General features: G+C 70.6%; 22 protein-coding genes. 21 read left to right on the forward strand and 1 reads right to left on the reverse strand.

Translation table 11 applies throughout. The features are described 5' to 3' along the window. Nucleotides 1-239 precede the first annotated feature (239 nt). The 6 genes from ABZ953_RS11765 (at nucleotide 240) to ftsH (ending at nucleotide 10,070) form a co-directional block, all read left to right on the forward strand. Entirely contained in the window at nucleotides 240-1,715 is a 1,476-nt protein-coding gene (locus tag ABZ953_RS11765; protein WP_361720654.1) for a hypothetical protein, read from the forward strand. A gap of 278 nt (nucleotides 1,716-1,993) precedes the next feature. After that, nucleotides 1,994-3,376, forward strand: a complete 1,383-nt coding sequence (locus tag ABZ953_RS11770; RefSeq protein WP_361720657.1) for an ammonium transporter — start codon at nucleotides 1,994-1,996, stop codon at nucleotides 3,374-3,376. Beyond that, nucleotides 3,373-3,711 carry a P-II family nitrogen regulator gene (locus tag ABZ953_RS11775; RefSeq protein ID WP_361720660.1) on the forward strand — a complete coding sequence of 113 codons (339 nt, stop codon included), beginning with the start codon at nucleotides 3,373-3,375 and terminating at the stop codon, nucleotides 3,709-3,711. The genes ABZ953_RS11770 and ABZ953_RS11775 overlap by 4 nt, the downstream gene beginning before the upstream one ends. 99 nt (nucleotides 3,712-3,810) lie before the next feature. Then, a complete protein-coding gene (locus tag ABZ953_RS11780; RefSeq protein WP_361720662.1) occupies nucleotides 3,811-6,306 on the forward strand; it encodes a [protein-PII] uridylyltransferase in 2,496 nt (831 codons plus the stop codon). A gap of 136 nt (nucleotides 6,307-6,442) precedes the next feature. Beyond that, a complete protein-coding gene (gene ffh, locus ABZ953_RS11785; RefSeq protein WP_361720665.1) occupies nucleotides 6,443-7,996 on the forward strand; it encodes a signal recognition particle protein in 1,554 nt (517 codons plus the stop codon). 139 nt (nucleotides 7,997-8,135) lie between these two features. Continuing rightward, a complete protein-coding gene (ftsH, locus tag ABZ953_RS11790; RefSeq protein ID WP_361720668.1) occupies nucleotides 8,136-10,070 on the forward strand; it encodes an ATP-dependent zinc metalloprotease FtsH in 1,935 nt (644 codons plus the stop codon). 96 nt (nucleotides 10,071-10,166) lie between these two features. Here the strand turns inward: ftsH and ABZ953_RS11795 are convergent, their stop codons facing one another. Beyond that, a complete protein-coding gene (locus ABZ953_RS11795; protein WP_361720671.1) occupies nucleotides 10,167-11,027 on the reverse strand; it encodes an SAM-dependent methyltransferase in 861 nt (286 codons plus the stop codon). Nucleotides 11,028-11,480: 453 nt separating this feature from the next. Here ABZ953_RS11795 and ABZ953_RS11800 point away from each other — a divergent pair, with 453 nt between their 5' ends. The 15 genes from ABZ953_RS11800 (at nucleotide 11,481) to dprA (ending at nucleotide 22,752) form a co-directional block, all read left to right on the forward strand. Beyond that, the gene (locus ABZ953_RS11800; RefSeq protein WP_361720674.1) at nucleotides 11,481-12,077 is read left to right on the forward strand and encodes a hypothetical protein; all 597 of its coding nucleotides are present in this window, start codon (nucleotides 11,481-11,483) and stop codon (nucleotides 12,075-12,077) included. 190 nt (nucleotides 12,078-12,267) lie between these two features. Then, nucleotides 12,268-12,705: a 30S ribosomal protein S16 gene (rpsP, locus tag ABZ953_RS11805; RefSeq protein WP_361720677.1), complete on the forward strand. Its 438-nt coding sequence runs from the start codon at nucleotides 12,268-12,270 to the stop codon at nucleotides 12,703-12,705. A gap of 2 nt (nucleotides 12,706-12,707) precedes the next feature. Beyond that, complete coding sequence (locus ABZ953_RS11810) at nucleotides 12,708-12,947, forward strand: RNA-binding protein (RefSeq protein WP_014176063.1); 240 nt, start codon at nucleotides 12,708-12,710, stop codon at nucleotides 12,945-12,947. Nucleotides 12,948-13,040: 93 nt separating this feature from the next. Next, the gene (gene rimM / locus ABZ953_RS11815) at nucleotides 13,041-13,628 is read left to right on the forward strand and encodes a ribosome maturation factor RimM (protein ID WP_361720680.1); all 588 of its coding nucleotides are present in this window, start codon (nucleotides 13,041-13,043) and stop codon (nucleotides 13,626-13,628) included. Next, nucleotides 13,628-14,449, forward strand: coding sequence for a tRNA (guanosine(37)-N1)-methyltransferase TrmD (trmD, locus tag ABZ953_RS11820; protein ID WP_361720683.1), 822 nt, complete (start codon nucleotides 13,628-13,630; stop codon nucleotides 14,447-14,449). The genes rimM and trmD overlap by 1 nt, the downstream gene beginning before the upstream one ends. 170 nt (nucleotides 14,450-14,619) lie before the next feature. Beyond that, a complete protein-coding gene (rplS, locus tag ABZ953_RS11825) occupies nucleotides 14,620-14,970 on the forward strand; it encodes a 50S ribosomal protein L19 (protein ID WP_361720686.1) in 351 nt (116 codons plus the stop codon). 45 nt (nucleotides 14,971-15,015) lie between these two features. Next, on the forward strand, nucleotides 15,016-15,738 hold the full coding sequence (gene lepB, locus ABZ953_RS11830) for a signal peptidase I (protein ID WP_361720689.1): 723 nt from the start codon (nucleotides 15,016-15,018) through the stop codon (nucleotides 15,736-15,738). Then, nucleotides 15,731-16,816, forward strand: a complete 1,086-nt coding sequence (gene lepB / locus ABZ953_RS11835) for a signal peptidase I (protein ID WP_361720692.1) — start codon at nucleotides 15,731-15,733, stop codon at nucleotides 16,814-16,816. The genes lepB (ABZ953_RS11830) and lepB (ABZ953_RS11835) overlap by 8 nt, the downstream gene beginning before the upstream one ends. Beyond that, a complete protein-coding gene (gene lepB / locus ABZ953_RS11840; RefSeq protein WP_361720695.1) occupies nucleotides 16,701-17,663 on the forward strand; it encodes a signal peptidase I in 963 nt (320 codons plus the stop codon). Before lepB (ABZ953_RS11835) ends, lepB (ABZ953_RS11840) begins: the two co-directional genes overlap by 116 nt. An 80-nt stretch (nucleotides 17,664-17,743) precedes the next feature. Then, nucleotides 17,744-18,499 carry a signal peptidase I gene (lepB, locus tag ABZ953_RS11845; protein WP_361720698.1) on the forward strand — a complete coding sequence of 252 codons (756 nt, stop codon included), beginning with the start codon at nucleotides 17,744-17,746 and terminating at the stop codon, nucleotides 18,497-18,499. A gap of 73 nt (nucleotides 18,500-18,572) precedes the next feature. Beyond that, the gene (locus tag ABZ953_RS11850) at nucleotides 18,573-19,091 is read left to right on the forward strand and encodes an NUDIX hydrolase (protein WP_361721016.1); all 519 of its coding nucleotides are present in this window, start codon (nucleotides 18,573-18,575) and stop codon (nucleotides 19,089-19,091) included. A gap of 55 nt (nucleotides 19,092-19,146) precedes the next feature. Continuing rightward, complete coding sequence (locus tag ABZ953_RS11855) at nucleotides 19,147-19,455, forward strand: DUF2469 domain-containing protein (RefSeq protein ID WP_005311352.1); 309 nt, start codon at nucleotides 19,147-19,149, stop codon at nucleotides 19,453-19,455. Between the two features lie 143 nt (nucleotides 19,456-19,598). Further along, nucleotides 19,599-19,976, forward strand: coding sequence for a YraN family protein (locus tag ABZ953_RS11860; RefSeq protein WP_361720701.1), 378 nt, complete (start codon nucleotides 19,599-19,601; stop codon nucleotides 19,974-19,976). After that, nucleotides 19,976-21,595 (forward strand): YifB family Mg chelatase-like AAA ATPase, encoded by a 1,620-nt coding sequence (locus tag ABZ953_RS11865; RefSeq protein ID WP_361720704.1) that lies wholly within the window; start codon nucleotides 19,976-19,978, stop codon nucleotides 21,593-21,595. The genes ABZ953_RS11860 and ABZ953_RS11865 overlap by 1 nt, the downstream gene beginning before the upstream one ends. Beyond that, nucleotides 21,592-22,752, forward strand: coding sequence for a DNA-processing protein DprA (gene dprA / locus ABZ953_RS11870; protein ID WP_361720707.1), 1,161 nt, complete (start codon nucleotides 21,592-21,594; stop codon nucleotides 22,750-22,752). Before ABZ953_RS11865 ends, dprA begins: the two co-directional genes overlap by 4 nt. Nucleotides 22,753-22,809 lie beyond the last annotated feature (57 nt).

The following is a 22,809-nucleotide window of genomic DNA, read 5'->3' on the forward strand; positions in this document are numbered from 1 at the left end:
GTTCATTCGAAGGGGTGGCGAATGGTGGCGTTTCCGCAATCGCCCTCGCCGGAGGGGTGATCGTAGGATTACTTTCAGTGCATGGCCCTGGGAGTTCGAGCACCCGTGGGTATGCCGGAGGCAAGTCGGTTTCCTGTTCGATGGGTGACATTCTCCGGACGGACAGCCGTAAGACGCGGCATTCTGTTAGGGCTTGGCGTGCACAACGACCAAGTGGCTTGAGGGATGGGGGCGTTCCAGTGGGCGGCAACGGCGGAGGCGGAGTGAACGCTGAGAAGCGCCCCAACGAGATGCTCACGTCCTGGTTCGTGCGCAGCGGCTGGTCGAAGGGCGAGCTGGCCCGGCAAGTGAACCGCAGAGCACGCCAGTTGGGCGCCCATCACATTTCGACGGACACCTCGCGAGTGCGCCGCTGGCTGGACGGCGAGAATCCCCGCGAGCCGATTCCCCGCATCCTTTCCGAACTGTTCTCCGAGCGGTTCGGCTGCGTCGTCGCCGTCGAGGACCTGGGCCTGCGCGCCGCGCACCGCACCCCCGCCTCCTCCGGGGTCGACCTGCCCTGGACCGGGCCGCAGACGGTCGCGCTCATGAGCGAGTTCTCGCGCAGCGACCTGATGCTCGCCCGCCGGGGTTTCCTCGGCACCTCGCTCGCGCTCTCCGCGGGCCCCGCCCTCATCGAGCCCATGCAGCGCTGGCTGGTGCCCTCGCCGTCCGCCTCGGCGCCCCGGGACCCCGAGGCCGCCGTCCCGCGCCGCCCGTCCCGCCTCTCCAAGCCGGAGCTGGACCTCCTCGAGTCCACGACGGTGATGTTCCGGCAGTGGGACGCCCAGTGCGGGGGCGGGCTCCGGCGCAAGGCCGTCGTCGGGCAGCTGCACGAAGTGACGGACCTGCTCCAGGAGCCCCAGCCCGAAGCCACCTCCAAGCGCCTCTTCAAGGTCGCGGGCGAACTGGCCGAACTGGCGGGCTGGATGAGCTATGACGTGGGACTGCAGCCCACCGCCCAGAAGTACTTCGTCCTCGCCCTGCACGCCGCGAAGGAAGCGGGCGAGAAGCCCCTCGGGTCGTACATCCTCTCCAGCATGAGCCGCCAGATGATCCACCTCGGCCGGCCCGACGACGCACTCGAACTCGTCCACCTCGCGCAGTACGGCAGCCGGGACTGCGCCAGCCCGCGCACCCAGGCCATGCTGTATGCGATGGAGGCCCGGGCGTACGCGAGCATGGGCCAGCCCGGCAAGTGCAAGCGCGCCGTGCGGATGGCCGAGGACACCTTCGCCGACGCCGAGGACTTCGGCGGCCCCGAGCCGGACTGGATCCGCTTCTTCTCCGAGGCCGAGCTCAACGGCGAGAACGCCCACTCGTACCGCGACCTGGCCTATGTGGCAGGCCGAAGCCCCACGTACGCCTCGCTCGCCGAGCCCGTCATGGAGCGCGCGGTGGAACTCTTCGAGAAGGACGCCGAGCACCAGCGTTCGTATGCCCTGAACCTCATCGGCAAGGCCACCGTCCACCTGCTCCAGCGCGAGCCCGAGCAGGGCACGGCCCTCGCCGGACAAGCCCTCGACATCGCCAAGAAGGTCCGCTCGGAGCGGGTCAACACCCGCCTGCGCAAGACCGTCGACACCGCCGTACGGGACTTCGGTGATGTCGCCGAAGTCCTTCAGATCACCGAACGGCTCGCCATCGAGATGCCGGAGACCGCGGAGGCGGTCTGAAGCCCGGCACGACCGGCCCCGGCCGCGGCAGGACCATCCCCGAACAGCCCGACTCGGCTCCCCCATGCCAGGTCAGCCGGATGGCCGCCGCGGCCGGTTCTCATGCCCCGCGCAGGGGAGGGAACCGCACGGGAACCGCACCCCCACGACCCGGCAGTTCATGACCGCGTAACACGCACGACCTCTTCGTCACTGCGGCGAAACACCGAGGGGCGCCCGCCGAAACCGCGCTGCGCCAATGTCTGCCGCACGCCGCACACGACGACGAGGAGACGCCGATGCCCCCAGGCATCACGATCGCCGCAGACGCTCCCGAGCTGTCTGCCGCCAATACCGGGTTCATGCTCATCTGTTCCGCCCTGGTGATGCTCATGACGCCGGGGCTCGCCTTCTTCTACGGAGGCATGGTCCGCGTCAAGAGCACCCTGAACATGCTGATGATGAGCTTCATCAGCCTGGGGATCGTCACCATCCTCTGGGTGCTGTACGGCTTCTCCGTCGCGTTCGGCACCGACCACGGCAGCCTCGTCGGCTGGGACAGTGACTACGTAGGCCTCAGTGGTATCGGCATCAACCAACTCTGGGACGGCTACACCATCCCGGTCTACGTCTTCGCCGTCTTCCAGCTGATGTTCGCGGTCATCACCCCGGCACTGATCAGCGGCGCCCTCGCGGACCGCGTGAAGTTCACCGGCTGGGCACTGTTCATCACGCTCTGGGCCACCGTCGTGTACTTCCCCGTCGCGCACTGGGTGTGGGGCACCGGCGGCTGGGCCTTCGAACTCGGCGTCATCGACTTCGCGGGCGGCACCGCCGTGCACATCAACGCAGGCGCCGCGGCGCTCGGCGTGATCCTCGTCATCGGCAAACGCGTCGGCTTCAAGAAGGACCCGATGCGCCCGCACTCGCTGCCCCTGGTGATGCTCGGCGCGGCCCTCCTGTGGTTCGGCTGGTTCGGCTTCAACGCCGGATCGTGGCTCGGCAACGACGACGGCGTCGGCGCGCTCATGTTCGTCAACACCCAGGTCGCCACCGCCGCCGCCATGCTCGCGTGGCTCAGCTACGAGAAGCTCCGCCACGGCGCCTTCACCACGCTCGGCGCGGCCTCCGGCGCCGTCGCGGGACTCGTCGCCATCACCCCGTCCGGCGGCTCCTGCTCGCCGCTCGGCGCCCTCGCCATCGGCGCCATCGCCGGGCTGCTGTGCGCCATGGCCGTCGGGCTCAAGTTCAGGTTCGGCTACGACGACTCCCTCGACGTCGTCGGCGTCCACCTGGTCGGCGGCATCGCGGGATCGGTCCTCGTCGGCTTCTTCGCCACCGGCGGCGGCCAGTCCAAGGCCCAGGGCCTCTTCTACGGCGGGGGCCTCGACCAGCTGTGGAAGCAGCTCGCGGGTGTCGGCGCCGTCCTCGCGTACTCCCTGATCGCCTCCGCGGCCCTCGCCCTGCTCGTCGACAAATCGATCGGGATGCGGGTCGACGAGGACGACGAGGTCGCGGGCATCGACCAGGTGGAACACGCCGAGACCGCGTACGACTTCAGCGGGGCGGGCGGCGGCACGGCCGCGCGCACCGGGCTTCCCACCTCGCTCGCGGGCGGCGCCGAGGCCCTTGTCCAGAAGAAGAACAAGGACCAGAAAAAGAACAAGAAGGTGGACGCATGAAGCTCATCACCGCGGTCGTCAAGCCGCACCGGCTCGACGAGATCAAGGAAGCGCTGCAGGCCTTCGGCGTCCAGGGCCTGACCGTCACCGAGGCCAGTGGCTACGGACGGCAGCGCGGACACACCGAGGTCTACCGGGGTGCCGAGTACACGGTGGACCTCGTGCCGAAGATTCGCATCGAGGTCCTCGCCGAGGACGACGACGCCGAACAACTCCTCGATGTCGTGGTGAAGGCCGCCCGTACGGGCAAGATCGGGGACGGCAAGGTCTGGAGCGTCCCGGTCGACACGGCCGTCCGGGTGCGCACCGGGGAGCGGGGGCCCGACGCGCTGTGAGGCATGGGGTGTCGGTGCGAGGCGTGGGGCGCGGGGTGTGAGGTGCGGGGCGTGAGGCGTGATGCAGGGAACTGAGCGGGACTGAACAGGAGCTGCTGGGTGACGAGTGTGGACGTAGAGACCGAAGCGACAACCGAAGACTCCGGACCCAGCGGCTACGCGGCGGCCCGGCTGCGGCTCCTCCACGAGGAGTCGCGGTCCGGGCCGCCGCGCCGTTCCGCCCTCGCCGACCTGACGGACGACTGGCTTGCCGGGCTCTTCCGGGCCGGTTCCTCCCCGGCCGACAGCGTGCCCCGCGGCGCCGCGCTCGTCGCCGTGGGCGGCTACGGGCGCGGTGAGCTGTCGCCCCGCAGCGACCTGGACCTGCTGCTCCTGCACGACGGGAACGCCGAAGGGCGGGAGGTGGCCGCGCTCGCCGATCGCCTCTGGTACCCCGTCTGGGACCTCGGACTCGCCCTCGACCACTCCGTGCGGACCCCCGCGGAGGCCCGCAGAACGGCCCACGAGGACCTCAAGGTGCACCTGGGACTCCTCGACGCCCGCCATGTCGCGGGAGACCCGGGGCTGACCGCCGCGCTGCGCACGAGCGTGCTCGCCGACTGGCGCAACCAGGCGGTGAAGCGGCTGCCCGAACTGCGCGAGCTGTGCGATGAACGAGCCGAACGGCAGGGCGAGTTGAGCTATCTGCTCGAACCCGACCTGAAGGAGGCGAGGGGCGGCCTGCGCGACGCGACCGCACTGCGGGCCGTCGCCGCGTCGTGGCTCGCGGACGCGCCCCGCGAGGGGCTCGCCGACGCCCGCAGGCACCTCCTCGACGTACGCGACGCGCTGCATCTGTCGACCGGCCGCGCCACCGACCGGCTCGCACTCCAGGAGCAGGACCAGGTCGCCGCCGAACTGGGCCTCCTGGACGCCGACACCCTGCTGCGGCAGGTGTACGAGGCGGCCCGCGTCGTCTCGTACGCAGGCGACGTCACCTGGCGCGAGGTCGGGCGCGTGCTGCGGGCGCGGGCCGGGCGGCCCAGGCTGCGCACGCTGCTCGGCGGCGGCCGGGGGGCCGTCGCGGAGCGGTCGCCGCTGGCCGAAGGGGTCGTCGAACAGGACGGCGAGGCGGTGCTCGCCCGCGCCGCCCGGCCCGAACGGGACCCCGTTCTGCCGCTGCGGGCCGCCGCGGCCGCGGCACAGGCGGGCCTCCCGCTGTCCCTGCACGCCGTGCGCCGGCTGGCCGCGACGGCGCGCCCCCTGCCCACGCCGTGGCCGGCCGAGGCGCGCGAGCAGCTCGTGACGCTGCTCGGCGCGGGGCGGCCGACGGTCGAGGTGTGGGAGGCGCTGGAGGCCGAGGGGCTCATCACGCGGATGCTGCCGGACTGGGAACGGGTGCGGTGCAGGCCGCAGCGCAACGCCGTGCACACCTGGACGGTCGACCGGCACCTGGTGGAGACGGCGGTGCGGGCCGCCGAACTCACCCGGCGGGTGGGGCGGCCCGACCTGCTCCTCGTAGCCGCGCTGCTGCACGACATCGGCAAGGGGTGGCCGGGGGACCACTCCGCGGCCGGGGAGATCATCGCCAGGGACGTCGCCGCGCGGATCGGCTTCGACGGGGGTGACGTGGCGGTCGTCGCCTGCCTGGTCCGCCACCACCTGCTCCTCGTGGACACCGCCACCCGGCGTGACCTCGACGATCCGGCGACGGTACGGGGGGTCGCCGAGGCGGTGGGCTCCGTACGGACGCTGGAGCTGCTGCACGCGCTGACCGAGGCGGACGCGCTGGCCACCGGGCCCGCGGCCTGGTCGGCGTGGCGAGGGGCGCTGGTCGCCGACCTGGTGAGGCGGGTCGCCGCGCTGCTGTCCGGGGACGAACCGGAACGGGCCGAGGACGCGGCGCCGACGGCCGAGCAGGAACGGCTCGCGATGGAGGCGTTCCGTACGGGCGGGCCGGTCCTCGCGCTCCGGGCGCGGGCGGAGGGCGAGGCGGGGGCCGCCCAACCCAATGAGGCGGCCGAGGCGGCCGAGGCGGCCGAGCCGCTCGGGGTCGAGCTGGTCGTCGCCGTGCCGGATCAGCCGGGGGCGCTGTCCGCGGTGGCCGGGGTCCTCGCGCTGCACCGGCTCGCGGTGCGGACCGCGGAGCTGCGGGAGGTGACGCTGCCGTCGGGCGTCGAGTCGTCATCGGTGCTGCTGCTCAGCTGGCGGGTCGCGGCGGAGTACGGCTCAATGCCGCAGGCGGCGCGGTTGCGGGCCGATCTGGTCCGGGCGCTTGACGGCTCCCTGGACATCGAGGCACGGCTCGCGGAACGGGAGGCGGCGTACCCGCGCCGCCGCGGGACCGTCGCACCGGCGGCCCGGGTCACGGTGGCTCCCGCGGGTTCGCGGCTCGCGACGGTGATCGAGGTGCGGGCCCAGGACGCCCCGGGACTGCTGCGCCGGATCGGGCGAGCCCTTGAGGCGGTGGGGGTGGTGGTGCGCAGTGCGCATGTGTCGACGCTGGGGGCGAACGCGGTGGACGCGTTCTATGTGACGGGAGTGGACGGGGTTCCTCTGGAGGGGGAGCGGGCCGCGGAGGTCGCCCGGGTGGTGGAGGGGGTGTTGCGGGGGTAGGCGCGGGGGCGGCTACGGTCCGCTTTCACCCTTCTCGCGAAGGAAGCCCCGCCCGGAGCCCCGGGCACCCGCGGTCGACCGATACTCTGGAAGGCGACCTGTCCCCCTTCCCCCGACCCGAGGATTCGCGACCGCCGTGTTCGATACTCTCTCCGACCGCCTCGCAGCGACATTCAAGAACCTCCGGGGCAAGGGCCGCCTGTCCGAGGCGGACATCGACGCCACGGCGCGCGAGATCCGCATCGCCCTGCTCGAAGCGGACGTGGCCCTGCCCGTCGTCCGTGCCTTCATCAAGCAGGTCAAGGAGCGTGCGGCCGGTGCCGAGGTCTCCCAGGCCCTCAACCCCGCCCAGCAGGTCGTCAAGATCGTCAACGAGGAGCTCGTCGGCATCCTCGGTGGCGAGACGAGGCGTCTGCGGTTCGCCAAGACGGGCCCGACCGTCATCATGCTGGCGGGTCTGCAGGGTGCCGGTAAGACGACCCTCGCGGGCAAGCTCGGTCTCTGGCTGAAGGGGCAGGGCCACTCGCCGCTGCTCGTCGCCTGTGACCTCCAGCGCCCCAACGCCGTCAACCAGCTGAGCGTGGTCGCGGAGCGCGCCGGCGTCGGCGTCTACGCCCCTCAGCCGGGCAACGGCGTCGGTGACCCGGTGCAGGTCGCCAAGGACTCGATCGAGTTCGCCAAGACGAAGCAGTTCGACGTCGTCATCGTCGACACCGCGGGCCGTCTCGGCATCGACCAGGAGCTGATGCGGCAGGCCGCGGACATCCGCGACGCAGTCAGCCCGGACGAGGTCCTCTTCGTCGTCGACGCCATGATCGGTCAGGACGCCGTCAACACGGCGGAGTCCTTCCGGGACGGCGTCGGCTTCGATGGCGTCGTCCTGTCGAAGCTCGACGGTGACGCCCGTGGTGGCGCCGCCCTGTCGATCGCCCAGGTCACCGGCCGCCAGATCATGTTCGCCTCGAACGGCGAGAAGCTGGACGAGTTCGACGCGTTCCACCCGGACCGCATGGCGTCCCGCATCCTCGGCATGGGCGACATGCTCACGCTGATCGAGAAGGCCGAGCAGACCTTCTCGCAGCAAGAGGCCGAGAAGATGGCCTCGAAGCTGGCTTCCAAGAAGGGCCAGGACTTCACCCTGGACGACTTCCTGGCCCAGATGGAGCAGGTCAGGAAGATGGGCAGCATCAGCAAGCTGCTCGGGATGATGCCCGGGATGGGGCAGATCAAGGACCAGATCAACAATCTGGACGAGCGGGACGTGGACCGTACCGCCGCCATCATCAAGTCCATGACGCCCGCCGAGCGTCAGGAGCCGACGATCCTCAACGGCTCGCGACGGGCCCGTATCGCCAAGGGTTCCGGTGTCGACGTCAGCGCCGTGAAGAACCTCGTCGAGCGGTTCTTCGAGGCGCGGAAGATGATGTCCCGCATGGCCCAGGGCGGCGGCATGCCGGGTATGCCCGGGATGCCCGGCATGGGTGGCGGCCCCGGCAAGCAGAAGAAGAAGCAGAAGCAGGCCAAGGGCAAGCGCAAGTCGGGCAACCCGATGAAGCGCAAGCAGGAGGAGCAGGAGGCCGCCGCGCGCCGCGAGCAGGCGGGCCAGGCCGGGGGCGCCTTCGGCCTTCCGGGCGGCCAGGCGGGCCAGGACTTCGAGCTCCCGGACGAGTTCAAGAAGTTCATGGGCTGACGTTCTCGTACGCTCTCGTACGCCGCTGGGGCGCCCCTCCATGGAGGGGCGCCCTTGGCGTTTCCCAGGTGAGTGCGGAGCGGGTGCCCGGGTCTACGGAGCAGGTGCCCAGGTCCTTTTTCTGGCATAACGTCCGAATATGAGCAACCCTGTGCCGCCGCGCCAGGCGCCCGATCAGCCGTGGCGTTCCGAGGGCGCCCCGCCGCCCGCACCCACACCGCCCCCCAAGAAGAAGATGCCGGGCGGCTGGGGAGGCCTGATCCTCACGGCTCTGATCGTGTATCTCATCGCCAACCTCGTCCTGTCCTTCTTCAACGACGGCGACGAGCCCACGATCTCGTACACGGAGTTCAGCAAGCAGGTCGACGACGGCAACGTCACGAAGATCTACTCCAAGGGCGACGCGATCCAGGGGCAGCTCAAGAAGGAGCAGTCCAAGCCGGACGGCGACAAGGGGAAGTACACCAAGTTCACGACGCAGCGCCCCGCCTTCGCCGACGACAAGCTCTGGGACGACCTGACCAAGCACGGCGTCACGGTCACCGCCGAGCCCGTGGTGCAGGAGCGCAGCTTCCTCTCCAACCTCCTCATCTCGCTCGCCCCGATGCTGCTCCTCGTGGTGCTGTGGATCTTCATCGCCCGGCGCATGAGCGCGGGGATGGGCGGCGGGGGCGGCATGCTCGGGCGCAAGACGCCGCCCAAGCCGGTCGAGCTCGAGCCCGGGGCGAAGCGGACCACCTTCGAGGACGTGGCGGGGATCGACGAGGTCGAGGGCGAGCTCAACGACGTCGTCGACTTCCTCAAGAACCCCGACGTCTATCGCAGGATGGGCGCCAGAATGCCGCGCGGCGTGCTGCTCGCGGGGCCGCCGGGCACCGGCAAGACGCTGCTCGCGCGCGCCGTCGCGGGCGAGGCGGGCGTGCCCTTCTTCTCCGCCTCGGCCTCGGGGTTCATCGAGATGATCGTGGGCGTGGGTGCCTCGCGCGTACGAGAGCTCTTCGCCGAGGCCCGCAAGGTCGCCCCGTCGATCATCTTCATCGACGAGATCGACACCATCGGGCGGGCCCGGGGCGGCGGCAGCGGGATGGGCGGGCACGACGAGCGTGAGCAGACGCTGAACCAGATCCTCACCGAGATGGATGGTTTCTCCGGCGCGGAAGGCGTCATCGTGCTCGCCGCCACCAACCGCGCCGACGTCCTCGACCCCGCCCTCACCAGGCCCGGACGCTTCGACCGCGTCGTCAACGTCTCGCCGCCCGACCGCGGCGGGCGCGAGGCCATCCTCAAGATCCACACGCGGTCCATCCCGCTCGCCGACGACGTCGACCTCGCCCAGGTCGCCCGTACGACACCGGGCATGACCGGCGCCGAACTCGCCAACCTCGCCAACGAAGCCGCCCTCGTCGCCGTGAAGCGCAAGCAGAAGGCGGTCACGCAGTCCGACCTCTCCGAGGCCATGGAGAAGGTGCAGCTCGGCGCCGAGCGGCCGCTCGTGATGCCGGAGGAGGAGCGCAGGCGCACCGCGTACCACGAGAGCGGCCATGCCCTGCTCGGCATGTTGCAGCCCGGCGCCGACCCGGTCCGCAAGATCACCATCGTGCCGCGCGGGCGTGCGCTGGGCGTGACGCTCTCGACCCCGGACTCCGACAAGTACGCCTACACCGAGGAGTACCTCCGGGGCCGCATCACCGGCGCCCTGGGCGGCATGGCCGCCGAACACGTCGTCTACGGAGTCATCACGACCGGCGCCGAGAACGACCTGGAACAAGTCACCAACATCGCGCGCGGCATGGTCGGCCGCTGGGGCATGAGCGAACTGGTGGGCCGCCTCTCGGCGCTGCCGAACGACGCCCAGCAGGCGTACGGGCTCGCGGCGGCCCCCGGGACCCTCGACACGATCGACGTGGAGATGCGGCGGATCGTCGACGAGTGCTACGAGAGCGCCTGCCGTCAGCTGCGCGAGCACCGGGACCAACTGGACGCACTGGCGGCGGCGTTGCTGGAGAACGAGACGCTGGAGGAGGCGCAGGCGTACCGGGTGGCGGGCATCACGCGGATGACGAAGGACGCCTAGGGCCTCTCGTTCTGGCTCGGGACCCGCCCTCTACGGAGAGGGCATGTGACCTCTACGGAGAAGACATGTGACCTCTACGGAGAAGCATGTGACCCGCTACGGAGTGCGTGCGATCAGATAGCGGAAGACGTTCGGCATCCACACCGTCCCGTCCCCGCGCCGATGCGGATGCAACGCCTCCGTCAGCTCCTTGTCGACCTGCACCTGGTCCGTCGCGCCCACCGCCGCGTCGAACAGCCCCGTCGAGAGCAGCCCGCGGACCGCGCTCTCCATGTCCGCGTACCCGAAGGGGCACGCCACCCGGCCCGAACCGTCCGGCTTGAGCCCGGCCCGATGGGCGACCTTCTCCAGGTCGTCCCGGAGCGCGGGGCGCCAACTGCTCGTGGACCGGAGGGGCTCGGCGAGCTTCGTCGCCACCCTCAGGACGGAGGACGTCGCACACCGCTCCGGAGGGCCCCAGCCGGCGAGTACCACCGGGGCACCGCGCCGGGCGAGCGGGGCCGCCGCCTCCAGGAGGTCGGACAGCCCTTCGGAGTCGCCCGCCGTGCAGCCGATGGGTTGCATGGCGGTGACGAGGTTGTACGCGGGCAGGTCCGGGTCCGCCGCGTCCGCGGGGCCGCCTGCCACGAGGCGGGTCGTCGCACGCGCGCGTGCGTCCTGTGCGCCGTCCGTCAGGAGGCGTCCTCGCGCGAGAGCCAGGCGTTCGGGTTGCGCCGGGTCGACGCCGGTGACCGCGGCGCCGCGCGAGACCGCCATCAGCAGAGCGAGTCCGGAACCGCAGCCGAGGCCGAGGAGCCGGGTGCCTCCACCCACTTCGAGCCGTTCGTACACCGCTTCATAGAGCGGGACCAGCATCCGTTCCTGGATCTCCGCCCAGTCACGCGCGCGTGCGCACAGGTCCACACGGGGCGAAGCGCCCGCGTGGGGGAGGTGCGACTGCACGAGTGTTGGTGTCATCGAAAGCGCCCCAATCCAACGAGAGTTAAGTGCCGTGCCGGAAATCAACGGTTCGTCCGCCCCCGTGCAGTGCGCTCGCACTCCCCCCCGTATGCCAGAGAACTCCGCATCCGTCGTGGAGTCCAGGGGTTGTGTGGCAATGCTTGCGTGCCACCGTTGTGCGCCCCCTCGGGGATCGCGGGCGGGGCGGTGCCGGGCGCCGATGAGACCCCCGGTAACGTCGCTTCGGCCCGCGCTCCCGTCCGTGCGACACGAGCCCCGGCGTGCGGACATGGCCTACGCGCTGGGGCGTACGCGCCACTACGTACCGGCTTGGTGTGAGCTGTGAGGCTTCTCCGCAGATCAGCGCACCCGCCCTCGTCCGGACGCATCAACGGCAACTGACGGGTACGTGCAAATTATTTGGGATGCCCCGGAATGGAACCCCCAGGGCACTCGGCTCGTTGTCACGACGTGAGCACGACACCACCTGTTCTCGCCGCAGAGCTGGCACAGGCGTGGGCCGACATTCAGCGGCACCACCCCGAGCTGCCCGACCTTGCCGCGCCCGAATCCCTTATCGGAGAGTCGTCGTCCGCCTGCGGCGCCGAGCTCTCCTTCGAGCGACTGCTTCACGAGGCAGTCCATGGCATCGCCGCCTCGCGCGGTGTACGCGACACTTCACGTGCCGGCCGTTACCACAACCGCAGATTCCTCGCGATCGCCGAGGAGCTGGGCCTGGATCATCCCGAGGAGCCGCACCCCAGCAGCGGCTTCTCCCTGGTCACGCTCAACCCGGAGGCGAAGAAGCGCTACCGCCCGACGATCGACCGCCTGCAGCGCGCACTGAAGGCGCACACCGCAGCGACGACGGCAGACACCGCGCGCAGCTTCCGGGGGCCGGCCGCCCGGCACGGCTCCTCCGGAGGCGGCGTGCGCGTGAAGGCGGTCTGCGACTGCGGGCGCAACGTCCGCGTCGTCCCTTCCGTGCTCGCCCAGGCGCCGATCATGTGCGGCGGCTGTGGAAAGCCGTTCCGTATCCCGGAAGTGGTCGGTGTGGGCGTGGGCTGAGCTGGAGCGGGGCGTCCGGCCCGGATTCGGGCGCCCCGGCGACGTATGGCACAATGGCTAGCTGTACTCGACAGTCGCACAGGACCCCTCTCTCCTCCGGCTGACGCGTCCATCGGGCACTCGAGTACCGCAACCCCACGCGGCATCACTGTTGTGCCCACCCACGTCAAGACCAGGAGACACCACTCCCGTGGCAGTCAAGATCAAGCTGAAGCGTCTGGGCAAGATCCGTTCGCCTCACTACCGCATCGTCGTCGCCGACTCCCGTACCCGCCGTGACGGCCGGGCCATCGAGGAGATCGGTCTGTACCACCCGGTGCAGAACCCCTCGCGCATCGAGGTCAACTCGGAGCGTGCCCAGTACTGGCTGTCCGTCGGCGCCCAGCCGACCGAGCCGGTCATGGCGATCCTGAAGCTCACCGGCGACTGGCAGGCGCACAAGGGCCTGCCCGCCCCGGCGCCGCTGAAGGTTGCCGAGCCCAAGGACAAGCGCGCTGCGTTCGAGGCCTTCACCAAGGGCCTCGAGGGTGACGACGTCAAGGGTGAGGCCATCACCCAGAAGGCCAAGAAGTCTGACAAGAAGGCGGACGAGGCCGACGCCGCGTCCACCGAGTCGACCGAGGCCTGAGCATGCTCGAGGAGGCTCTCGAGCACCTCGTGAAGGGCATCGTCGACAACCCCGACGACGTGCAGGTGGCCTCGCGCAACCTGCGCCGCGGGCGCGTCCTCGAGGTCCGGGTCCACCCTGACGACCTCGGCAAGGTGATCGGCCGCAACGGCCGCACCGCACGCGCTCTGCGCACGGTCGTGGGCGCCATCGGTGGCCGCGGTGTCCGCGTCGACCTCGTCGACGTGGACCAGGTTCGCTGAACCGGGTTCGTAGAACCACAGCAGCACCGGCTCGGGCCGGGGAGGGCTTCAGGGCCTTCCCCGGCCCGTAGTCGTTGGATGAGGAGAAACGCAGTGCAGTTGGTAGTCGCCCGCATCGGCCGTGCCCACGGCATCAAGGGTGAGGTAACCGTCGAGGTCCGCACCGACGAGCCGGAGCTGCGGCTCGGCCCCGGCGCCGTCCTGGCCACCGACCCCGCCGCCACAGGGCCGCTGACCATCGAGTCCGGCCGGGTGCACAGCGGCCGTCTGCTGCTGCGTTTCGAGGGCGTACGCGACCGCACGGGAGCCGAAGCCCTGCGCAACACGATCCTGATCGCCGAGGTGGACCCCGAAGAGCTCCCCGAGGAAGAGGACGAGTTCTACGACCACCAGCTCATGGACCTCGACGTCGTCCTGACGGACGGCACCGAGGTCGGCCGCATCACGGAGATCTCGCACCTGCCCTCGCAGGACCTGTTCATCGTGGAGCGGCCCGACGGCAGCGAGGTCATGATCCCCTTCGTGGAGGAGATCGTCACCGAGATCGACCTCGAGGAGCAGCGCGCGGTCATCGACCCGCCCCCGGGCCTCATCGACGACCGCGCGGAGATCGCTTCCGCCCGGGACGCCGAGGCGGCCCCGGAGAGCGACTCCGGCGCGGTCTCGGAGGACAAGGCGTAATGCGGCTCGACGTCGTCACGATCTTCCCGGAGTACCTGGAACCCCTGAACGTCTCCCTCGTGGGCAAGGCACGCGCGCGTGGGCAGCTCGACGTCCAGGTGCACGACCTCAGGGAGTGGACGTACGACCGGCACAACACGGTCGACGACACTCCCTACGGCGGCGGCCCCGGCATGGTCATGAAGACCGAGCCCTGGGGCGCGGCCCTCGACGACGTGCTCGCCGAGGGGTACGAGGCGGGGGCCCACGGCCCCGTCCTGGTCGTCCCCACGCCCAGCGGACGCCCGTTCACCCAGGAACTCGCCGTGGAGCTCTCCGAGCGCCCCTGGCTGGTCTTCACGCCCGCGCGCTACGAGGGCATCGACCGCCGCGTCACGGACGAGTACGCGACCCGCATGCCCGTCTACGAGGTCTCCATCGGCGACTACGTCCTCGCGGGCGGGGAAGCCGCCGTCCTGGTCGTCACGGAGGCCGTGGCGCGGCTCCTGCCGGGCGTCCTGGGCAACGCGGAGTCCCACCAGGACGACTCCTTCGCCCCCGGAGCCATGGCCAACCTCCTGGAAGGCCCCGTCTACACCAAGCCTCCCCAGTGGCGCGGGCACGGCATTCCCGACGTGCTGGTCAGCGGTCATCACGGCAAGATCGCGCGCTGGCGGCGGGACGAGGCGCTGCGGCGCACCACCCGGAACAGGCCTGATCTCATTGAGCGTTGCGACCCCAAGGCCTTCGACAAGAAGGACCGCGAGATGCTCTCGATCCTGGGGTGGCGGCCGGGGCCCGACGGCCGATTTGGGCGAGACCCCCAGGCCGTGGAAGAATAGCCCTCTGCTGTACGTCCAGCGTGCGCCCCTGCCACAGGGGGATCGACCGAAGCTCTCTCTCCGCGTCAGCGGGAGACGGTCAAGACGCCCGCCCGACGCGATCAGCTACCGAATCCTCATCACCACGTTCCGCTGATGACCTGTGGCATCAGTGAAGAAAGCAGACGATCATGGCTAACCTGCTCGACTCCGTCGACAGCGCTTCGCTGCGCACCGACGTCCCCGCGTTCCGCCCGGGTGACACCGTCAACGTCCACGTCCGCGTCATCGAGGGCAACCGCTCCCGTGTGCAGCAGTTCAAGGGCGTAGTCATCCGTCGCCAGGGTGCCGGCGTGCGCGAGACCTTCACGGTCCGCAAGGTCTCCTTCTCCGTCGGCGTCGAGCGCACCTTCCCGGTGCACACCCCGATCGTCGAGAAGATCGAGCTCGTCACCCGCGGTGACGTGCGCCGCGCGAAGCTGTACTACCTCCGTGACCTGCGCGGCAAGGCCGCGAAGATCAAGGAGAAGCGCGACAACTGAGCTCGCGCGCGGGTCCACAGCAGGGCCGGATAGCATCTGGCCCCGATGGACACCGAAGCACAGCACACGGAGCGCGACCGCTCCTCCTCACCCTCCGATTCCGGAGACGTCCCGCACGTCGCCGAAGCATCCGAGGGGACGGAGGGGCGGTCGCGCTCCGTTCTTGCGTCACTGACCGACTGGCTGCCGGGCGGCAGGCTCACCCTGTCCTTCCTGCTGTGCACGGGTCTCCTGCTGGTCGTCAGCACCTTCGCGGTGCAGCCCTTCGAGATCCCGAGCGGCTCCATGGAGCCCGCGTTCCGCTCCGGGGACCGGGTGCTCGTCAACAAGTTGGCGTACCGTTTCGGTTCCGAGCCGCAGCGGGGTGACGCGGTCGTCTTCGACGGGAGCGGCTACTTCGGAGACGCCGACTACATCAAGCGGGTCGTGGGCACAGGGGGAGACCGGGTGGTCTGCTGCGACAAGCGGGGGAGGGTCAAGGTGAACGGCGAGCCCGTCGACGAGCCGTACCTGTACCCGGGTGACGTCCCCTCCCGGGTGCCCTTCGACGTCGTCGTCCCGCAGGACAGCCTGTTCCTCCTCGGGGACCACCGAAGTGACTCCCGGGACTCCCGTGACCACCTCGGGGAGCCCGGCGGCGGCATGATCCCCGTGGACGAAGTCATCGGCAGGGCCGACTGGATCGCCTGGCCGGTCGGCCGCTGGACGTCCCTGGAGCGGCCCGACGGGTACGCGCGCGTGCCGGACCCGGGTGGCACGCATGGGTAACCGGGGGCGGATGCGCGGCGCCGGCGACCAGGCGGACACCCGGCTGCCCACGGGGTCCCGGCCGACGGATGGCCCCGTACTGCCCGGCCGGGCCGACCGGCGCAAGCTCGCGAAGAAGGTCAAGCGGCGCAGGCGGCGCTCGGCGATCAAAGAAGTGCCGCTCCTCATAGGCGTGGCCCTGCTGATAGCGCTGGTCCTGAAGACCTTCCTCGTACAGGCCTTCGTGATCCCCTCGGGGTCCATGGAGCAGACGATCCGGATCGGTGACCGGGTCCTTGTGGACAAGCTCACCCCCTGGTTCGGGTCGAAGCCGGAGCGCGGTGATGTCGTCGTCTTCAAGGACCCCGGCAACTGGCTCGAAGAGGAGCAGGGCAAGAAGAAGGACGACCCGGTGGTCGTCAAGCAGCTCAAGGAGGGTCTGACGCAGATCGGTCTGCTCCCCTCCGACAGTGAGCGGGACCTGATCAAGCGCGTGATCGGCGTCGGTGGCGACACCGTGAAGTGCTGCGACAAGAACGGCAAGGTCACGGTCAACGGCGTCCCTCTGGACGAGCCCTACATCCACCCCGGGGACAAGCCCTCCGCCTTCGCGTTCGAGGTGAAGGTCCCCGAAGGGCGCCTCTTCATGATGGGCGATCACCGGAGCGACTCGGCCGACTCCCGCTTCCACCGCACCGAGAAGTTCCACGGCACCATCTCCGAGGACGAGGTGGTGGGGCGCGCGATGGTCATCGCCTGGCCCTTCGGACACTGGCGCAAACTGGAAGAGCCCGACACGTATGCGTCGGTTCCCGACGCGCGTGCGGCATCGGACACCGCCACAGGTGTGTCGCATAGGGTGGCCCCCGACGATCGATATGGATTGATCCGGCTCCCGACCCCTGCGGAACTCCCGCTCGTTATGGGAGTGGTGGGCCTGCATCGCATCTGGGGCAGGCGGCGGCACGGACTGAGGAGTGGATGTGGGGGATTTGGCGGTCGGCGCACGATCCGGACACGAGGGGCCCGAAGAGCGGCCGGAGCGATCCGACGAGCCGGGCGTCGAGGGCGTCGAAGGCGGTGCCACCCCCGGGAATGACGTCGCGGACGGCGATGGCGCGACGCGCGAGCAGGATGCCAAGCAGCAGAAGAAGCCCCGTTCCTTCTGGAAGGAGCTTCCTCTTCTCATCGGCATCGCCCTCGTCCTGGCGTTGATCATCAAGACCTTCCTGGTCCAGGCGTTCTCGATCCCGTCGGACTCGATGCAGAACACGCTGCAGCAGGGCGACCGCGTTCTCGTCGACAAGTTGACTCCGTGGTTCGGCTCCGAGCCCGAGCGCGGTGAGGTCGTGGTCTTCAGGGACCCGGGCCACTGGCTGGACGGTGAGCCCACGCCCGACCCGAACGCGATCCAGCGGGTCCTCGGCTGGGTCGGCCTGATGCCGTCGGCCGACGAGAAGGACCTCATCAAGCGCGTGATCGGGGTCGGCGGCGACACCGTGGAGTGCAAGGGCACCGGCCCGGTGAAGGTCAACGGCAAGGCGCTGAACGAGCCGTACGTCTTCGCGGGGAACACCCCGTGCAGCGTCGACGACCAGGGCGGCCAGTTCAAGGTGACCGTGCCCAAGGGCAAAATCTGGGTCATGGGTGACCACCGGCAGAACTCGCTGGACTCCCGCTACCACCAGAACCAGCCCGGCGGCGGCGCGGTCCCCGTGGACAACGTCGTGGGCCGCGCCATCGTGATCGCCTGGCCGCCCACCCGCTGGGCCACGCTGCCCAAGCCGGACACCTTCGACCAGCCGGGCATCAACGCGCTCTCCAGCGCGGCGCCGGGCGTCCTCGGTCTCGCGGGCTCGGTGCCGATCGTGCTGTGGCGCAGGCGGCGCCTGACGGTCGCGGCCGCGCAGGGCGCGAGGGTTTCTGGCGGGGGTACCGCCAGGTAGGGTGCCGTCCCAGATCGCCGATCTTCCGCCGTCCGTAGCTACGGACGGCGGGGTCGTCTCCGAGACGGGGGAGCACCGGGATGAGCAGGACACGTCGTACGGACGAGGGCCGCGGACGGCTCGGCAGCGTGCTGTCGGGTGTCGCCGTGGCCCTCGGCTGTGTGCTCTTCCTCGGAGGGTTCGCCTGGGGCGCCGTCCAGTACCAGCCGTACACCGTCCCCACCGGATCGATGACGCCGACGATCGGCTCCGGCGACCGGGTGCTCGCGCAGCGGATCGACGGTGACGACGTCCGCCGCGGCGACGTCGTCGTCTTCAAGCAGTCGACCTGGGGCGACCTGCCTATGGTCAAGCGCGTCGTCGGCATAGGCGGCGACAAGGTCGCCTGCTGCAAGGAAGGCAAGCTGACCGTCAACGGCGAGGAAGTCGCAGAACCGTATCTTCCCGAGGGCCAGGGCGCGGCGGCCACGGGCATCCCTACCACGACGGTCCCCAAGGGCCGCCTCTTCCTGCTCGGCGACGAGCGCAGCGGCTCCCTGGACTCCAGCGTGCACCTGGGCGACGGGGACCACGGTTCGGTGCCGCGCGGCGCCGTGAAGGCACGGGTCGACGCGGTGGCCTGGCCGATGGACAAGTTCGGCTTGCTGGCGCGGCCCCAGGGCTTCTCGGACATGCCGGGCGGCATCTCGCAGCCCGGTCCGCTGCGCATGGTGGTGATCGCGATCGTGGTGGGCATGGTGCTCGTCCTGGGCGGCGCGGCGTACGGACCGGTGGCCAAGCGCCTGGGCCGCGGACGCGGCAGGAACCGCACGCAAGAGGCCGCCGGTGTCGGCTGACGGGGCGTCGGTGTCGGCTGACGGGGCGTCGGGCGAGGGCGCGTCGACCGATGCGTCCGCGGCCGAGGAGACGGTGATCGCCGGAGGTCCCGGGCCCGCACTGTCGGGGCGGCCGCTGCGCAGGGTGGCGCGGGTGATCCTGCTCGATCCGAGCGACCGCATCCTGCTGCTGCATGGATACGAGCCCGGCGACCGGACGGACGACTGGTGGTTCACGCCGGGCGGCGGTGTGGAGGGCGACGAGTCGCGGGAGCAGGCGGCCCTGCGCGAGCTGCGGGAAGAGACCGGTATCACAGAGGTCGAGCTCGGCCCCGTCCTGTGGCGGCGGGTCTGCTCCTTCCCGTTCGCCGGGCGGCGCTGGGAGCAGGACGAGTGGTACTACCTGGCACGTACGGCACAGACGGCGACCGTGGCCGAGGGCCTCACCGAGCTGGAGAGGCGCAGTGTCGCCGGAGCACGTTGGTGGACGTGCCGAGAACTGACCGAGGCTCATGAGACGGTGTATCCGACCAGGCTCGCCGAGCTGCTTCGCAGGCTGCTCGACGAGGGGCCCCCGGACGGGCCCGAGATCCTCGACACGGAAATCGTGTAGCGGTTCGCGGGGCTGACGCACAATAGGGGGACGCACGGCTGAAGGGGAACATGCCATGAGCGCCGAGGACCTCGAGAAGTACGAGACCGAGATGGAGCTGAAGCTCTACCGGGAGTACCGCGATGTCGTCGGTCTGTTCAAATATGTGATCGAGACCGAACGGCGCTTCTACCTCACCAATGACTACGAAATGCAGGTGCATTCGGTCCAGGGTGAGGTCTTTTTCGAGGTGTCCATGGCGGACGCCTGGGTGTGGGACATGTATCGGCCCGCTCGGTTCGTCAAGCAGGTGCGGGTCCTCACGTTCAAGGACGTGAACATCGAGGAGCTCAACAAGAGCGATCTCGAACTGCCGGGCAGCTGATCGGCGAGCCGGGGAGCCAGGGGCCGGGCGCGGGGGAGTTCACCCGCAAGGGTGGCGGAGTTTTCCACAACCGGTGAGTTGTGCACCAAGATCCAATAGGTGCGGGCGGACGCGTGACTGTGGGTGCCGGAGGTGGTGCCGACATGAACGCACGGGGAGCGATCGGCAGGTACGGCGAGGATCTGGCCGCGCGGCGGCTGGTCGAGTCGGGGATGACGGTTCTGGAGCGCAACTGGCGCGCGGGCAGAACCGGTGAGATCGACATCGTGGCCATGGACGGGGAGGCCCTGGTCGTCTGCGAGGTCAAGACGCGCAGGGCGGGCCGGGCCGGCACCGCGCTGTTCGAGCATCCGATGGCGGCCGTGAGCCGGACCAAGGCGGAGCGGCTGCGGAGACTGGCCGAGCGCTGGATCGAGGAGCGCGGCGGTCCACCGCCCGGCGGCGTCCGCATCGATCTGATCGGCGTCCTCATCCCGCAGCGCGGTGTCCCCGTGGTCGAGCACGCGCGGGGGGTGGCCTGATGGGTTTCGCGCGTACGTGTTCCGTCGCTCTGGTCGGCGTCGAGGGCGTGGTCGTCGAGGTGCAGGCCGATCTGGAGCCGGGCGTCGCGGCGTTCACGCTGGTGGGCCTCCCGGACAAGAGCCTCACCGAGAGCCGCGACCGGGTCAGGGCCGCCGTGGTCAACTCGGGCGCTGAATGGCCCCAGAAGAAGCTCACGGTCGGGCTGAGCCCGGCATCGGTGCCGAAGAGCGGCAGCGGTTTCGATCTCGCGGTGGCCTGCGCCGTTCTCGGGGCGGCCGAGCGGATCGACCCGAAGGTCCTCGCCGACATCGTGATGATCGGGGAGCTGGGCCTCGACGGCCGGGTGCGGCCGGTCCGTGGGGTGCTTCCCGCGGTCCTCGCCGCGGCCGACGCGGGGTATGAGCAGGTGGTCGTCCCGGAGTGCACGGCCGCCGAGGCCTCGCTCGTGCCGGGCGTCTCCGTTCTCGGCGTGCGCAGCCTGCGGCAGCTCATCGCGGTGCTCACCGACGAGCCGGTTCCCATGGAGGAGCCGGACGAGACGGGCCGGCCCGATCCGATGCTCGCGGGGCTCTGCGTCCCCGGCACCGGCATCGGCACGGGCCTCAGCGGCGCCCTGGACGACACCCATGCCCTGGACCTGTCCGACGTCGTCGGACAGGGACCGGCCAGGACCGCCGTCGAGGTGGCCGCGGCAGGGGCGCACCACCTCTTCCTGCAAGGGCCACCGGGAGCAGGGAAGACGATGCTCGCGGAGCGCCTGCCGGCCGTCCTGCCCCGGCTGACCCGGGAGGAGTCCCTGGAGGTCACCGCGGTCCACTCGGTGGCGGGCATGCTGCCACCGGGCAAGCCGCTGGTGGACATCGCGCCGTACTGCGCACCGCACCACTCCGCGACGATGCAGTCGCTCGTGGGCGGCGGCAAGGGCATCCCGAGGCCGGGGGCGGTGTCGCTCGCTCATCGCGGGGTGCTCTTTCTGGACGAGGCGCCGGAGTTCAGCAGCCAGACCTTGGACTCCCTGCGCCAGCCCCTCGAATCGGGGCATGTGGTGATCGCGCGCAGTGCGGGGGTGGTGCGGCTGCCCGCGAAGTTCTTGATGGTGCTCGCGGCCAACCCTTGCCCGTGCGGTCGGCACACCCTGCTGGGTGACGGCTGCGAGTGCCCGGCCTCCGTCATCCGGCGCTATCAGGCTCGTCTCTCGGGCCCACTGCTCGACCGGATCGACCTGAAGGTCGTGGCGGAACCGGTCACCCGCTCCGAGCTGGCCGGGTACGGCACGCGCGGGGAGTCCACCCAGACCGTCGCCGACCGGGTGCGGGCCGCCCGGGAACGGGCGGCGGCCAGGCTGACCGGCACCGGCTGGCGGACCAACAGCGAGGTCCCCGGGCACGCGCTGCGCACACGCTGGCCGGCCGACCCCGGCGCGCTGGACGCGGCCGAACTGGATCTGGAGCGGGGCTTCCTGACCGCCCGCGGCCTGGACCGCGTCCTGCGGGTGGCCTGGACCGTCGCGGACCTCGCGGGTCATGGCAGGCCTTCCGCCCAGGACGTCGCGCTGGCGCTGCAACTGCGCACCGGAGTGTCACGCGGCGTGCCGATGGCGATCGGGGCTCCGACGTGACCGCCGCCCCGCCGCCGGAGGACGAACGGCTCGCCCGGGTCGCCCTGACGCGGGTGTTGGAGCCGGGGGACGCGATCGGCGGGCGGTGGCTGCGCGAGGTGGGGGCCGGTGAGGTGCTGCACCGGCTCCGGGGAGAGGAGAAACCGCTGGCGGGGGTGACCGCGCGGCGGTGGGAGGGGCTGCGGGCGCGGGCGGCGAAGGTGCGGCCGGAGCGGGATCTGGAGGTGGCGCGGGGCGTCGGGGGGAGGTTCGTGTGCCCGGGGGACGCGGAGTGGCCGGTGACGCTGGACGACCTGGGGGACGCGCGGCCGGTCGGGCTCTGGGTCCGGGGGCGGCCCTCCTTGCGGATCTGGGCGCTGCGGTCGGTGGCCGTCGTAGGGGCGCGGGCCTGCACGGAGTACGGCGCGCACATGGCGGCCGGGCTCGCCGCGGGGCTCGCGGAGCGCGGCTGGGTCGTGATCTCCGGTGGGGCGTACGGCGTGGACGGTGCCGCGCACCGAGGGGCGCTCGGAGCCGGTGGTGCAACCGTGGCCGTGCTGGCCTGCGGCGTCGACCGGCCCTATCCGCGCGGGCACACCGAGCTGATCGGCCGGATCGCGGAACAGGGTCTGGTCGTCGGTGAGTTACCACCGGGTGATCATCCGACGCCGAGCAGGTTCATCCAGCGGAACCGGCTGATCGCGGCACTGACCAGGGGGACCGTGGTGGTGGAGGCCGCCTACCGCAGCGGGGCGCTCGCCACGGCGCGCAGCGCTCAGGAGTTGGGGCGCTTCACCATGGGGGTTCCAGGGCCCGCGACCAGTGGCCTCTCCGCCGGAGTCCACGAACTGCTGCGGGGTGACGGCGTCCTGGTGACCGATGCCGCCGAAGTAGTCGAGCTCGTCGGCGACATGGGGGATCTCGCACCGGCCCGGCGCGGCCCCGTCGTGCCGCGTGACCTGCTCACTTCCGGGGCGCAGCGCGTCCTGGCGGCCCTGCCCGCACGGGATCGTGCCGTGGTGCGGGACGTCGCGGTCGGCGCCGGGACGACCGAGGACGACGCGATAGGGCGACTGTACGAGCTTCAGTCGTTGGGGTTCGTCGAACGACACGGCGACGGCTGGCAGTTGACACGCCAGGCGAATCCGCCTGTCTTCACCGAGGGAGGTGGGTCGTGACCGAGCGTGTTCCGCCGGACGGATGACCGCCGACGACCTTGAGAAATCGCGGAGTTG

This window comes from Streptomyces sp. NPDC046465 (genome assembly GCF_040646035.1).
Taxonomy (GTDB): Bacteria; Actinomycetota; Actinomycetes; order Streptomycetales; family Streptomycetaceae; genus Streptomyces.

Coding starts and splice junctions, on each gene's coding strand:
- ABZ953_RS11860 (WP_361720701.1), top strand. CDS start 19,599: ATGAACGCACGGGGAGCGATCGGCAGGTACGGCGAGGATCTGGCCGCG.
- lepB (WP_361720698.1), top strand. CDS start 17,744: ATGAGCAGGACACGTCGTACGGACGAGGGCCGCGGACGGCTCGGCAGC.
- ABZ953_RS11855 (WP_005311352.1), top strand. CDS start 19,147: ATGAGCGCCGAGGACCTCGAGAAGTACGAGACCGAGATGGAGCTGAAG.
- lepB (WP_361720692.1), top strand. CDS start 15,731: ATGGGTAACCGGGGGCGGATGCGCGGCGCCGGCGACCAGGCGGACACC.
- ABZ953_RS11865 (WP_361720704.1), top strand. CDS start 19,976: ATGGGTTTCGCGCGTACGTGTTCCGTCGCTCTGGTCGGCGTCGAGGGC.
- ABZ953_RS11795 (WP_361720671.1), bottom strand. CDS start 11,027: ATGACACCAACACTCGTGCAGTCGCACCTCCCCCACGCGGGCGCTTCG.
- ABZ953_RS11810 (WP_014176063.1), top strand. CDS start 12,708: ATGCTCGAGGAGGCTCTCGAGCACCTCGTGAAGGGCATCGTCGACAAC.
- lepB (WP_361720689.1), top strand. CDS start 15,016: ATGGACACCGAAGCACAGCACACGGAGCGCGACCGCTCCTCCTCACCC.
- rplS (WP_361720686.1), top strand. CDS start 14,620: ATGGCTAACCTGCTCGACTCCGTCGACAGCGCTTCGCTGCGCACCGAC.
- ABZ953_RS11770 (WP_361720657.1), top strand. CDS start 1,994: ATGCCCCCAGGCATCACGATCGCCGCAGACGCTCCCGAGCTGTCTGCC.
- ftsH (WP_361720668.1), top strand. CDS start 8,136: ATGAGCAACCCTGTGCCGCCGCGCCAGGCGCCCGATCAGCCGTGGCGT.
- trmD (WP_361720683.1), top strand. CDS start 13,628: ATGCGGCTCGACGTCGTCACGATCTTCCCGGAGTACCTGGAACCCCTG.
- ABZ953_RS11775 (WP_361720660.1), top strand. CDS start 3,373: ATGAAGCTCATCACCGCGGTCGTCAAGCCGCACCGGCTCGACGAGATC.